At 48.5% G+C, this 13,744-nt stretch carries 13 protein-coding genes and 2 pseudogenes; 2 read left to right on the forward strand and 13 right to left on the reverse strand.

Features of this window, described 5'->3' with window-relative positions:
* On the forward strand, positions 1-189 hold a 189-nt coding region (locus ATW55_RS16635; RefSeq protein ID WP_235586950.1), incomplete at its 5' end, for a hypothetical protein.
* Between the two features lie 76 nt (positions 190-265).
* Here the strand turns inward: ATW55_RS16635 and ATW55_RS01585 are convergent.
* From ATW55_RS01585 to ATW55_RS01625, 13 genes and pseudogenes are all read right to left on the reverse strand, one after another.
* Positions 266-1,066, reverse strand: a complete 801-nt coding sequence (locus ATW55_RS01585; protein WP_235586960.1) for a nucleoid-associated protein — start codon at positions 1,064-1,066, stop codon at positions 266-268.
* Entirely contained in the window at positions 952-1,323 is a 372-nt protein-coding gene (locus tag ATW55_RS16640; RefSeq protein WP_235586964.1) for a hypothetical protein, read from the reverse strand. The genes ATW55_RS01585 and ATW55_RS16640 overlap by 115 nt, the downstream gene beginning before the upstream one ends.
* Before the next feature lie 99 nt (positions 1,324-1,422).
* On the reverse strand, positions 1,423-3,009 hold the full coding sequence (locus tag ATW55_RS16500) for a type I restriction enzyme endonuclease domain-containing protein (RefSeq protein ID WP_423742942.1): 1,587 nt from the start codon (positions 3,007-3,009) through the stop codon (positions 1,423-1,425).
* A gap of 195 nt (positions 3,010-3,204) precedes the next feature.
* Positions 3,205-4,625 (reverse strand): annotated as a pseudogene (locus tag ATW55_RS16505) (type I restriction endonuclease subunit R); the annotation flags it as partial.
* A complete protein-coding gene (locus tag ATW55_RS01595; protein WP_082685442.1) occupies positions 4,622-5,704 on the reverse strand; it encodes a restriction endonuclease subunit S in 1,083 nt (360 codons plus the stop codon). The pseudogene ATW55_RS16505 and the gene ATW55_RS01595, both read right to left, overlap by 4 nt.
* Positions 5,705-5,822: 118 nt before the next feature.
* Complete coding sequence (locus ATW55_RS16510; RefSeq protein ID WP_201024914.1) at positions 5,823-6,188, reverse strand: hypothetical protein; 366 nt, start codon at positions 6,186-6,188, stop codon at positions 5,823-5,825.
* Positions 6,149-8,022 (reverse strand): annotated as a pseudogene (locus ATW55_RS17120) (N-6 DNA methylase). Before ATW55_RS17120 ends, ATW55_RS16510 begins: the two are co-directional and overlap by 40 nt.
* 315 nt (positions 8,023-8,337) lie before the next feature.
* A complete protein-coding gene (locus tag ATW55_RS01605) occupies positions 8,338-8,622 on the reverse strand; it encodes a hypothetical protein (RefSeq protein ID WP_067711362.1) in 285 nt (94 codons plus the stop codon).
* Positions 8,619-8,888, reverse strand: a complete 270-nt coding sequence (locus ATW55_RS01610) for a hypothetical protein (protein ID WP_067711364.1) — start codon at positions 8,886-8,888, stop codon at positions 8,619-8,621. Before ATW55_RS01610 ends, ATW55_RS01605 begins: the two co-directional genes overlap by 4 nt.
* A 163-nt stretch (positions 8,889-9,051) precedes the next feature.
* Positions 9,052-10,011, reverse strand: a complete 960-nt coding sequence (locus ATW55_RS01615) for a tyrosine-type recombinase/integrase (protein ID WP_067711366.1) — start codon at positions 10,009-10,011, stop codon at positions 9,052-9,054.
* A gap of 676 nt (positions 10,012-10,687) precedes the next feature.
* Positions 10,688-11,716, reverse strand: a complete 1,029-nt coding sequence (locus ATW55_RS01620) for a ParB/RepB/Spo0J family partition protein (RefSeq protein WP_067711368.1) — start codon at positions 11,714-11,716, stop codon at positions 10,688-10,690.
* A gap of 25 nt (positions 11,717-11,741) precedes the next feature.
* On the reverse strand, positions 11,742-12,041 hold the full coding sequence (locus ATW55_RS15975; protein ID WP_153004972.1) for a hypothetical protein: 300 nt from the start codon (positions 12,039-12,041) through the stop codon (positions 11,742-11,744).
* A 44-nt stretch (positions 12,042-12,085) separates the two neighbouring features.
* Complete coding sequence (locus tag ATW55_RS01625) at positions 12,086-12,811, reverse strand: hypothetical protein (RefSeq protein ID WP_067711370.1); 726 nt, start codon at positions 12,809-12,811, stop codon at positions 12,086-12,088.
* 446 nt (positions 12,812-13,257) lie between these two features.
* Here ATW55_RS01625 and ATW55_RS16205 point away from each other — a divergent pair, with 446 nt between their 5' ends.
* A complete protein-coding gene (locus ATW55_RS16205) occupies positions 13,258-13,428 on the forward strand; it encodes a hypothetical protein (RefSeq protein ID WP_160327139.1) in 171 nt (56 codons plus the stop codon).
* Positions 13,429-13,744 lie beyond the last annotated feature (316 nt).

Raw genomic sequence — 13,744 nt, forward strand, 5'->3', positions numbered from 1 at the left:
TCTGGATTCCTTCTTCCTTTTTATCATTCTGTCCAGAATTACGAGTTTGTTGACTTCACTAAAATGATACTGCTCCAATACCGTGACTTTTCCGATCTCGTTGAGCACCATCAGAACGATGGCGTACTGGGTATACGCATTCTATATCAAGGGGCGTTATCGGTTCAGACCATCCAACAAGCTGGATGAAATTTTCCACTATGTTTTCTCCCAATTCTCCAGTCAGCTTGGATAGCTCACCCATAATCTTACCTATACCCCCTGTTTATCTTTCAGAAGTAAAATAGACCTTGTAATAGAACATTCCCTTTTCTTCATCAAATTCCCGTTTTAAATTCGTAAAGACTTCTGCTGCACCTGCTTTAATCACTAATTCAAAAGAGTCATCTAGCTGTATGGTTCTTCTGACGCTCCGTTTGACTCGCTCTACTTCCTTTCTGGAGATAGTGAATTTCTCCGGTAGACTAATTCCCTCTTTGTCTTGAATTCTCCTCTTTCGTTCATTATACTCTTCAGATGCTGTCGGCCATTCAGATAAAACGTCTCGTGTAAACTGTTCATCGTCAAAGGAGACATTGGAATCAAAGTAGCTCATCGCTTTGAGTTGCGTTTTAATTCTGTGCTCAGCACTTCCGTTGGGGAATGAGTCATCTATGACTCTTGTGACTAGACTCATGTATTGCTTAGTGATTGAATCGTCGGTTCCTAATTCCCTAACACCAAGAAATTGTCCCTTCCAATAACGAGCCTCTTCACCACTCTTGCTAAGATTATCAATAACGGCTACTCGATATCCAATGTCCACATCCAAATTGAAAATAAGACAGCCCTTTTCCAAACGGTTAATGCTTATTCCCTCGTCTAAAGTTATTCCATAGGTATTCTCCTTCGGAGAAATCTTAAGATATGTGTCTTTTGTCTCCGATTTAAATATTCCTATGGCGTCCGTAGTTACACCGTCAATAGAGCAATTCGTAAAATACAGCATAAAGAACTCGCCACCACGTATTCGCGGGTGTGAAGAGCTTTCATACAGATGCTTTGCAATTTCTCTGGATATTTGCAAAAACATTGCGGATTTGGAAACACGGATTTGGCATAAACATAAACTTCATTGAACGAAAGATTAGAGTCATGAGTAAACTGATACAACGATTCGATCTTTAAGAACGGCTTTAAAAAGTGCTGAAAGAGCAATTCCTGTAATCTATCTCCCTCTATAGGAGTCTCACTGTTTGAAAACCTTACTCCCTCTTGACGCAATTTATTGCCAACCAAGTGTACCGCCAAATACTTGATTTCTGAGTTTGAAAGCTCAATCATCCTGTGCCCCTCATTTCGAAATTGACATGCGAGATCATTCTACATGCGTGCGCTGGCATCCAATTTTCAACCACTCACAATACCTTTACAAACGGAAAGTCATGCATACACCGGCGATGGCACCGTCGGATACGCCCAAAACACATGCCGAAACACCAAATCCGCTTTGGCATCCACATCTTCATCCGTGAAGCTATCCACTGGAAGCCCTGTTGTGTCACTGTAGAGGAAATCGCGAATGGCAACACGAACCGCATCACGGGTGGATTCCTTGTCGCGCCAGTGGTCAATTTTCAGCTTCTCTTCTTTCAAGATTCGGAGGAGTTCAACAGACACCTGCTTAATGCGTTTTCCGTCCTTCGCGGACAGCTCCGGCTTCTTGAGAAGGTCAAATATCGCCAAACTCTCCTCGTCCAAGCCCTCACGCATAGCCCGAGACTCTTCTTCATTCAGTGCACCGACAAAAAGCAATAGCGCTTCGAAGGTCTTCTCAATCGTCAACCTGTCTTTCTCTCGATTATACTCTTCTACGATCTCCTCGTAGTGCTTTTGGAAATCCGTTCGCAATGGATTTTGCATCAGCAAGCGCCGGAGTCGTTTCTCGATCACGCTTTTCAAATTCTGCACCGTCGTGTTCTTGCTGGAACTTCGCTCAAATTCCTTGCGCAGTCGCTCAAAATCAATCTTCGAGATGTCGTATGCAGTGGTTGATTCGCCGATCCGCTCGCTATTGGTCGTGATTGCCTGATCAACAACGCCATGCAGCTTCTGGATGATATCTGAGATGTCTGCCAAGTCCTTATCTTCCTGCAAACTGCGATAGACAATATTGATGGAGTCGTACTCATTGCGATGTTCGTTGATGCCGGAGACGTTCAGGCATGCTTTGAATTTCTTGAAGACTTCCCGGCACATCACTTCGAAGCGTTTGCGGGTTTCATCATTCTGGTTGGCGACTTCCTTGGCTGCTAAGATGGCAGCATTTCGGGCGAATCCAGTTTGATGAATGATATCGTCCAAGGGTGCATTGCCCTCATGCAAAAATGAGCGAACAAAAGCGATTGACTCTACCAAGTCAGCCAGCAGTTCCTCGTCGGGCTTAGCGGGATCACGCCCGCCCTCATCACCGCCATGCCCTTCATCCCCTCGGCCTGCATAGGTGGCTAGGGCAGCACGTAGATTCTTGAGGATTCCGCAGTAGTCCACAATCAGGCCATTGTTCTTGCCCTCGTTTTTACGATTGGCACGGGCAATGGTCTGCATGAGCGTGTGCGCTTTCAGCGGTTTGTCCAGATAAAGAGTGGATAAGCTCGGAACGTCAAAACCCGTCAACCACATCGCGCAGACGATGGCCACCCGAAAGGGGTGAGACTCCTTCTTGAATGCGGACTCAATGTCCAATCGCTTCTGATCGTCCGTTTCAAAGCCATTTTTGATGAGTTGGCGATGAGGTTTAATATCGAGTGCCCACTTGCGGAATTTATCAATCTCGCCCTGTTCTTCGCTGATTACAACCGCCATTTGTGTGTCTTTCATCCATCTGATTTGGCGCTGTTGGTAGATGACTTCTTGCGGATCGCGAATCTTGGACAGATTCGATTCCAGTTCCGTGATCCTCTTATTCCAAGCATCCTGTATCAGGTAGTACATCCGAACGGAGGTGATTTTATCGATGCAAACCAACATCGCTTTGCCAGTTTCCCACGCATTCGAGTAGTGGATCACGAAATCTTGCGCAATCTGTTTCAAGCGCTTCTCAGCGGTAATGATATGGTAATCTCGGCGCAGTTCGCGTTCCAACCGTTCCTCTACATTGATATCGTCGGTTTCGAATTCTTCCAACTTCTCCGCGATCCGCTCGTTCAGATCATTTGTCGCAAGACCCAATTTATCTCCACGTGCATCGTAATACAATGGCACCGTGGCTTCGTCTTCGACAGCGCGTTGAAAATCGTAGGTAGAGATGTAGTCGCCAAACATTTGCTTCGTTTTTCGTCCCCCTGAAACAGGGGCGTACCGGTAAATCCGATGAAACTGGCATTCGGCAAAGCATTGCGCATGTTGAGCGCGAGCAATCCGTATTGGGTGCGATGGGCTTCATCTGAAATGACAATGATGTCGTCGCGCAGGGAGTAACCGCTGTTCGGATCGACCGTTTGATTGAACTTCTGAATCAGTGTGAATATGTAGCTCTTATGCTCACTGAGGAGTTGACGTAAATCATCGCCACTCGATGCCCGGCAAGATTCCTTTTCGTGATTAACCAAGCCACTACCGGCGAACGTCTTGTAAATCTGTGTGTCTAAATCATCGCGATCCGTCAAAACCAAGAACGTGAAATTCCCGCCAATCTTGCGATGCACCTTGCGCGTGAAGAATACCATTGAATAACTTTTTCCGGAACCTTGCGTGTGCCAGAACACACCTAGTTTACCCAAGCGTTCGTGACGATGTTGAACGGATTCGAAGGCTTGATTAACACCGAGAAACTGATGATTTTGCGCGAGAATCTTCACTGTTTGTCCGGGCGAATCGTCAAACAAGATGAAGTTCTCAAAGAGATCCATGAAGTTGCGCTTCTCACAGATGCCTTTGAGGAGGGTTTCCATATCGACAATACCGAGATCGTTCTCGGCCAGGCGTTTCCAATCATAAAAGTGCTCATACTGGCTGGAGAGCGTCCCCACCTTGGCCCGAATACCGTTACCTAGGACGATGAATGCATTGTGATGGAAAGTGTGTGGGATGGTGTCTTTGTAGTCGGATAGATTTTCCTCGTAAGCATGGCGCAGATCTTTATGTACATTCTTGAGTTCCATAAAAAGAAGCGGAATGCCGTTGACGAAGCCGACAATATCCGCTCGTCTATGATAAATATCACCGTAAATCCAGAGTTCACGAACGCAGAGGAAGTGATTTTGAAGCGGATCGACAAAATCGAAAACACGTAAACGTTGTTGCTTCAACTCACCCTGCGAACTGCGAAATGAAACTTGTACGCCATCTTTCAGGAGCGTGTATTTCTCGCGATTGGTTGCCAGTGTGGACTGGATTGTGCTGTATTCGACGATATCGCGGATAGCATCTTCATATGCCGAATTGGGTAAACCGGGATTCAGACGCTCCAGACTCCCCCTGAGATAGCGGATGAGCACAACTTCCTTTCGGGAGTTGCGCCCAAGCAGACTGTTTCGACCGAAATCCTCGGTGTTGTAAGCATAAACGGACTCCCAACCGAGGGAATCCCGCATATAGTCAGCCGTGGTTTGCTGCACGAGATTATCTTCGGTCATCTGGCTCATATGGCAATCTCTCCGTTCATCAAGCGAGGGAGCAGGAGATCGCGGGCTTCGGCCAGTCTCCGTGACTGCAACGCTAGGGTCCTCATCTGTTCGACCATGGGTTCAATAATGAGATTAAATTCTTCTAAAGTCTTATCAGCAGGTCTGAGGAATTTACACTTCTGGAGATAGTTCCAATCAGCCCTCGGCATCTTTGATCCTTCTCGGACTGTTTTGGAAGCTAACGATACAAACTCATCACTGGAGAGTAAAGTAAGGCAATATTGTTGTAGCTTAGACTCTACTGATCTCACGACAATAGCATCTGAAGAGGTTATCCCATCGACCAACGCAAAACCGACTTTGTGAAAATAAGGGCGAATTTTACCGAACAGAATGTCACCCGCTTTAAAGGTAAACTTGTTGCTTGCAACCTCGCGACTATGCCCCCATTCCGAGAGGGTAATGGAGCGACGAGGAATGTGCTCCAGCCCAATATATGGGGTTTCAGAAGGTACGGAAGACGGGTCTATTGATACTCTGATGTCGTGACAGAGGTTAACCAAGGTTACACGACTCCACCCATCTGGCACACCATCAACAATTTTCACAAGTTCATGTCCGGGAAAACGAAAATGCACGAACCATTCCTTGTAGAGCAATCGTGCTGCCTGTTCGAGCAGCTCTATCCGGCGACGGTTGTTTGCGATGAGATTGTCGTATTGCCTTAATACATTCGCAATTTCGTACTGTTTGCTCTTGTCCACAGGAATCTGAATCCTAAAAGAGCGAAGATTCTCAAGGCTGATGTAAGGCTGGGCAGAACCCAAGCGTAAGTTCAGTATTCCCTTTTTAAACTCAGAACTTCGTGTAATATAGTAAAAGAAAAGTGAGTTGACCTGACTAGGGTTGGGCCTTAGCAAGGCAACGTTCTTAATACTAAATTCCTGCTCGCTCGTTACGCGTGCGACATCACCAACAGAACCGATATTCGCAAGTAAAACATCTCCAACCTCCGGCTTTACTCGTTTCTTGCATATCTCGTGATCTTCCTCGCTAATAAAGTCACAGTCATTAAAGTTAATTACTCCGGATGATATGTTTTTCCCTTAATAAAGGGAATGCCCGTATCGCGAATTTTAGGGGAGTCGTGCGTTCCATCAGTAACGAGCGCACACACTGCCTGTAACGAGATATCTATTATTTCAAAACAAGTTTTCATAGACCTAATCCCTCGAAATTGTAGCGTATTTTTACAGCAAGATCGTTTGCTTCGTCATTCAGCCCTTCCAACTCCACATGTATCTCCCGCAAAGCTTCCTCAAAGTCAAAATCCTCATCTTGTTCCTCAGGCGCAACTCCCACATATCGACCCGGCGTCAGGCTCCAGTTGTTCGCCTGTATTTCCTCCCGGCCTACCAGCTTAACCAATCCTGGCACATCGCGGCACTCTCCGTCAGGAAACCGCTCCAGTAGCCACTCGGCCTGACGGTAATAGTAGCGAACGAGTTTCAACTGCTCGACAGCTTCATGCCGGGTGGACTCTACCACTTTTTCGCACGATTGATCTCCCCGTTTATCCACAAACTGCTGTCCTTCGCGCCAAGCTCCTTCTCACACAGGTCCGTCAGACGGTTGACTAACTTGTTGACGTAATCCGTTTGCTTGACCAAATCTCGACTTTGCTGAGCCAGTTCGCCCATATGTTTCTCTGCTTCCTTCAAGGACTGCAAATTAAATTTCTGCTCTCCCCAAAGTCGGTCCTTCTTCATCATCAAATGGAAGAATTGAGTCACATCCTCAGAAAGTGTTGCAAACGCAGATTCAAACTCGCTTCGCGCATCTGCAAGTTTAGGAACGTCGCTGGCAGAAACGGATGACGCGAAAGGATGTATCCGCTCACGCAAATCCTGCAGAGCAGACACATATTCACGCAACAGATCGATCTCGTTATCCTCTTTATCACGAAGAAAATAGCAATGACTGGCTTCGACCAACGTTCTGTGCAAATAGCTGGTCAGCAGGTCTACGAATCGATCGTTTTCCCCGCGATACAGCCATACGATGGCGAGCAGGTTTTGCAACTGCTCCGGGCTAAAGTCGTAAATCTTGCGAGTCACTTTGCGGTAGATGTTGCGGGCATCAATCATCAGGACCTTATCCTGATGCTCTTCTGGCTTGGCGCGATTGAGAAACCACAGTTCACAAGGAACAGTTCGGGTATAGAAGAAATTGGAGCGAATCGCAATCATGACATCAACATCGCCAGTTTCGACGAGCTTGCGTCGAACTTCCGCTTCATCGCGCCCGGCGCTCGATGCCTGAGAGGACATGACGAACCCGGCACGACCGTGATCGTTCAAATAGCTATAGAAGTAGCTGATCCAAAGGTAATTGCCATTCGACACCTTCTCGTTTTTGTTGACGCCTGGAAGGCCGAAAGGCAGACGAGGGTCATTCTTGACCTTGTCGGCATCCACTTCGTCTACGTTGAAGGGGGATTGGCCATGACAAAATCCGCTTTGCCACGCAAATTATGCGGGTCTTCGTAATAGGTGATGGCCTTTTGAATATCGCCCTCCAGACCGTGCACAGCCAAGTTCATCTTGGCCAGACGAATGGTGGTCGGATTTTTCTCCATGCCGTAAAAGGTCAAGCGTTCGGACGGATTCGCGTGCAACTGCTCAACGAAATGAGCACTTTGGACAAACATGCCACCGGAGCCACAGGCGGGATCGAGCACGGTTCCGTCCTTTGGCTCCAGCACATTGGCGATGAGGGAGACCAGCGAGACGGGCGTGAAGAATTCGCCACCGTCGTGGGCCTTTTGGTCAGCAAATTGAGTCAGAAAGTATTCGTAAATCCGCCCGAAGATATCACCGGATGCACGTTTCAAGGCTTCAGGATTCAGCGTGCGGAGCAGTTGGCCGAGCACATCATTGTCGAGTTCCTGATATTCTGACTTAGGGAGAACCCCGCGCAGTGACTCATAGTCCGCTTCAATGGACTCCATGGCGTCGATGATGGCCCGAGCGCGATCATCGCTGTCTTTCAAAGCAACGAGGTAATCAAACTGCGCGATCTCGCGCAGGAAGATGGCGCTCTTTTGGGAAAAGTCCTCTTTGGTTAATTCGCGAGTGCGCCCACCACGGGTAGGCAACAATGCAATGACGTCATCCTTGACTGCCAAAAACCGACTGTAGGCATGGCGAAGAAAAATCAAGCCCATGACTGGCATGAAATATTCATTGCTCGCGTAGTTTGAGTTGGCCCGCAGGGTGTCTGCTGCACCCCACAGGCGTTTTTCAATGGCTTCTATGTTTTCAAGTTGGGACAAGGGTATGTTCCTCCGGAAGTAACACTGAGCTTTAAACTGCAATGGACATAGGCTAAAGATAATCCAACGCGATCCATTCAACTGCGTTTTATCATTATCAGTGATTTCATTCGGCTCGCATGGTGCAATTTCCTGCTATAGGAGTTCCAACAACCCGCGCCGTTCCGAATCTCTCGAATTCTCCTCCGCCACCGACGAAAGTATTCAGTACATTGACTATTTGAGATTATAACAATTTTGTCCCACGCATCGTGATTGGATCAGTTCATATTTTGGTTGGAATCCTGTGGGGAGTTTCTCGACGAAAGAACGGACGATGTTACCCAATGAAACGACGTGAACGAGGAAAAAGCGGAGTAGACTTGGATCTTGCTTCGCTTCTTGATATTTCCCATTTTATAATGCTTCGCCCGGAAACTTTACAGCGAGGATAACAACATCATGACCTAAGACCTCAAAATACACCCTGAATTTTCGAATCACAATGCGAGAAATCCCTTTAAACTCGCCGTATTCCTCGGTATAATGCCGACCTACAATTGGATTTGAGAGAACGTCCTCTGTTTCTATGATGAATTGAGCGATAAAGCCAAGTGTTTCATCCGGCGTGAAATGAGGGCTTTTGAAAGTGAGCAATTTTAACCGAATAGGAGTAGGCCAGATGATTCGTCGGGTTGTCACTGAGCAAAATCCTTAGAGGATAAGGATTTCAGCAATTCTGACGTTGTCATGACGTCTCCTCGTTGGTATGCATTTCGACTGTCTCGAATCAACTCACCAAGCTCAGGGTCAGCCTGCACTTCGGAAGCGATGGTTTCATTATCATTGGCCTGAAGTACAATGGTGACCTGACCCTTTCCCGGAATGAAAACTTGACACACAGAGTGGTCCTTGTCTAACTTTTCAATGCGCTCCATCAGTTCATGTGGGGTATGGACGATATCCACGGCTCGGTGTCACCTCCTGAATTTCATGCATCCATTATACAGCGACGGGCCACCACAGTATACGTTCCCGAAAGGTGTTTGGATGTAAGGCAACGACAACGACAGACGGGCAATCGCCATGGATGGCAATCGCCTGTCTGTCGTTGTATTGAGAAGTTTCTCATCATAAAAGCTTGTGCCTTGCAAACGGGGAGAACGTTTCATGTCGTTCGACAACCTCATGTCCCCACAAGCGGATGTACTTGTTGACCATGTCCATGGTGCGATGGCGCATAATCCGTCTCAAAGTAAATGGATCGCCACCGTTTAGAATCCACATTCTGGCGAATGTATGCCGGAATGTATGGGCGCTGACTCGGACGTTCGTAATCCCGGCCCTCTTTCCATAATCTGAAATTGCGTGCTGGATGGTTGAGCGGTTCAGTCGCTTACCGTCCAATGTCACGAATAGGGCGGGAGATGCAGTTAGGTATCTCCCTCTCTCTTTAATGTACGTTGCGAGAAGCCGAACCATGGGCTCGCTCAGTGGGAGGTCTTCCGTAGTATTCGTTTTGCCATCAACATTTTTCAAGAGCTTTCCGTACAAATCCACTTGGTCAACGTCCAAGTCGACCAGTTCCCGCAACCGAATCCCGTTATCCAACATGAGAGCCATGATCGCTTTGTCTCGAAGTCCGGCAAATGTCGTCGTCTTACACTGCTCCAAGATCTTCATGTATTGATCTTCTACAAACGAGGGAATGCCCATGTCCGTTTCAATCAGTTTCTGAAGTCTATAAGCAGCATTTGTCACGACAAGTCCTTCTTCTTTTGCATAACTGAGGACCCGACGAATGGTTTTAATCCGTCCATTAATCGTGTTCGGTTTCAATCCTTGCGCCCGCATATCGTCAAAAACGTGCTTTTCCAAATACTCAGTGGTAATAGAGTCAGCAGCAATGTCTTCTGGCAAGCGTTTCAAGATTGCATTGATGCATTCACGCTCGTGCTTGATTGTAAATACGGATGCCTGTTTGCGTTCAAGGCTAATCAAGTACTGGTCAGCCAAAGTACGAAGCGTAACAGAAACCTTTGAACTTCTACGGATAGCCACAACGTTGTCCTCTCGAATTGTCCGCATCATGACGCAGGACTCCTTTCATTGATTTCTATGGATTTGGAACGAGATACCAGAGCGGGAATGGGTGAGTCCGGACTCCTCTTTCCACTCCATCAATCTCCATGAATCCATTACACCACGCATCTCGAATTCTTTCCCGGTAAATGTGAAAGTTGAAAAACGAATCCTCTCAACGTCTATTACAGAAAAAGATTGCGATCTTCGACGGAAAGAAACGGTCTCCATTCGATACTCTCGTTTGAACCGTGGACCGCTTGGCATCCGTTTCAAACTTGTCTCGAAAGTTTGTATGTAAAAATTAGGTTATTAGCTTAGCATCACGACACAATGCGTAGCAATGCTCCACCCTGAAGCGTAGCAACACGGTGCATTGCTACGGCAATGGTTGATGAAGCGTAGCATTGCTACGCAATCGACTTTTCGCCTGTTCCGTAGCCCATTCGCGAAAGGAGGCATGCTTCAAGCTTACAACCCGTGTTCAATTCGGGGCATTTCAACGCAATGTTTGAAGAGCAGCCCGCAGCAATGCTCCGGCTAAAAGTGCCGGATCACTACGCTTTGCAACACATTGCTACGCGTTGCTACATACTGCTGAATGTATCTGCGAATTCCCGTGAAATGAGTGATATCCTCTTCATGCGCTGGCGCGAACAGCATAGCTGTTCGCGCCCAAAGACATTCATCTGCTCCCCAACGCCGAGCGCACTTCCTCCAACTTTGTCGTCACCCGTACGAGCGCCCTCGACATTTCATCCAATACCTTGGGTTCAGGAGTGGCATCCGGAAGCAGAACAGCCATCAGCCTGGACTCCAATCTCCTAATCGACCGAAGATGTTTTTGCGTATTGCGTTCCGAAACTGCTTTTTGAAATCTCGCCCCCGCTTCAGCGGGTAGTGATTCCGCCATTTTGACGATCGATTGACGGAGAAGCTTGTCCGTGCCCAAGACCTCTTCGACTTCATATTGCCGGTCGATCGCGTCCGTCACAGAGTCCACGCGATCCAGTGTTATTTGGTCCTCCGAAAAGTTCCGTTCAGTGCGTCCATGTTTTCTCGTTTCCCAATACTGCTCGATCCATTCTGACACCAGGCTTTCTGTGAGAGCGGTTTTCGCAGACCCGGTGGCAGCAACCACTTGAAAGAATTCTGCCTGAGCGTCCATGGGAAGTCCGGCGATCCGAACGGCACTCTTGATTCCCAACATTTTGATGGTCACCAGGCGCTGAAAGTCCGCCGACAGTCGAATGAGTCTTAAATACTTGTACACTTGCCTCATGCTGAGATCATAGTCTCTGGCCAATTCCTCCATGGTCTGATCCTCGTCTTCTTTCACATGCTGGCCATTCTTCAATCCAAACCGCTTCTTGATGATGGCCATTTGTCGAGCCACGCGAATGGGGTCCGTCTCCTTGGATTGACGTTTTCGATTTTCATTGACCAAAGCAAACTCAGCTTCGTCATCGCTCATTTCCGCCAGAATGACGGGAACGGATTCCATGCCAAGATCAAACGCAATTTGCTGGCGCATGTGTCCGTCCACGATCACGTACGTTTGACTCTGCACCAGCAAGGGAGTAAGCATGCCGTTCTCCTCAATATCCTTCCTCACACGCTCGTACACCCCGCGCATACCCGCAATGCTGCTGTGATAATGGCCATGTTTGGGGTGGGGTTTCAGTAACTTTGGATTGAGCATCGTCGTTTCCATCACTCGGCACCCCCAAGATAAAACCTCAAGACATCAAGCCTCTCATGTCCAAGGTCCATGGAAACCAGAATCCGCGCGAGTTGATCATGAGAGAAATGCCGTCCTGCTCCATGACGAGCGCCAGCCCGTGACTCCAATCGCGCCATTTTTGCGCCAGTTGTGCGGATTGGCTCAATCTTCTCGACAAATCCCGCTCCAACACTTTGTAGTTAGTCTCCTTATATTGGTTATATCTGGAGTTCGCAAAAGCTTTTCTTTGCGAATGGAAATTCGCTCCGCGAAGCCCGATCTTTTCAGCCTGCCCACGGTACAGGTTCTCCGCCATTTTGCGAGCCGTTTCAACACGGTGAAGACTGCCGTTTTGCCGTCTTATTTCAAAGACTGCACGACCCGGTGCCCGCCCTTCGACGAGGTGGGCCAAATGGCGCATGTAAGCCAGGTCCACCTGTACAACGCGGTCTTTACCGCCTTTATCGTTCCAAAAATCACACAATTCTGTTTGAAATCAATGTCTTGGACCTGAATGAGGAGTGCAGCCGTAATGCTCGCCCCTGTCTCCATTCCAAATCGCGCCATTTCCGAAAATACGGTTGCATTGGGCGAGCGGCTCTGCGCCAAAAGCTCGACCATCCCTTGCGCTTGTTCCCGTGTGATGATCAGCCCCTTGTGCGCATCCGCCAGTCGCCGGACCGCATCGATCTCCTTGGCACGCGCCAACATTTCATCTTTATTGATCATGCGGATACGCGTACGCATTTGTTCGCGCGCTAAATTTTGCAACTTCGAAAGTGCATGCACATACGTTTTGGCTGTCCCGGCAGCCAACTCGCCCTCTTGGAACCGTGTGAAGCAATGTTCAATGAACTCCCGACCATGGGCACTGCTAACAAACCGCAAGTCCGTGACCCCATGTTGCTCATAGACGAACCGCGCGAAAGCGTCCGCGATACGGGCGTAGTTATGGGTCGTAGCGTGCGAATGCGTGTGCGTACGTTTGAACCGCTCCGTAGCACTCTTTCGCGGGACCTTTGCCTTGCCACGTTTGAACGCGATGGCGATGTCATCCCGAAATTGTTCCAATGTTTTCTTTGCCACTTGACGATGCCTCCAACTGTGCTGTGAACCGGGTACAGAGCACGAAGATCCTTTATCAAAGTTTGAGCAGACTTCAAGCTTGCCCGGTCCGAGGTGGTAATGACATCATTCTTTAGAATGCTGTCATTACCACCTCGGTCGAGTTCCCGCGAGTCCATGTCCACCGTGACACGGCTCACCCGACATCTCAGCACCTTTCCCTGCCTGGCGACTGACCGGCTCGCGCGTATGCGCCATATCAAGCCCGCGCCTGCAAACTGGTGGGGTGATCGCCTTTCGCGACCAACTTCTGGTGAAACAATGCCGAACGTGTTGCGGGAGTCGGCCATCCCATGCTGAGTCTTGCCTGTTCGATTGGTGTTGCGTGGGTTCCGCCCAATCCACCTGCGTAACGAGCCATTGGCATCCGTACACAGGTTGGTGTTTACGATCGGGCGTTTTCTCACATGAACCGCGGATGGCTCACCGTACTTCGCGCGCCGGAATGTCTCGCTCATCGCTTTGCATATCCGTCGGTGTTACGCACGTTTTCGGTTTGCCCCCTGCGTCCAGGTGAGTCCGGCCTTCTGATCGGCCTTTCCGTTTTTGCGCCGATCCTGCATCTCCTCCTTTCCTGAGTGATAATTGTGATGAACTACGTTCGGCTGATGAATAGGCTCACCAACCGGTGCTCGACATCTGTCGGGGCCTGGTTGCGGAACGATGATTCCGCTTTGACAACGCAAAAAGCGCTGTCCCGAGATCCTCCGTCTCACCTGTCAAAGTGAGAATTATCGGCATCTCGTTACACCGCTGTGCTGACCCTATCCACTCGGCGAGAGCGGGTAGGGCGGGTGTTATAGGCTAGACAATGTGTCTAGTTCAATTGAAGCACGGATTTCCGGATTGTGCAACCGGATAGAAATCGAATTAAATTTGCAAACACCAACGTAC

Source organism: Ferroacidibacillus organovorans (assembly GCF_001516615.1).
GTDB classification, from domain to species: Bacteria; Bacillota; Bacilli; order Alicyclobacillales; family SLC66; genus Ferroacidibacillus; species Ferroacidibacillus ferrooxidans_B.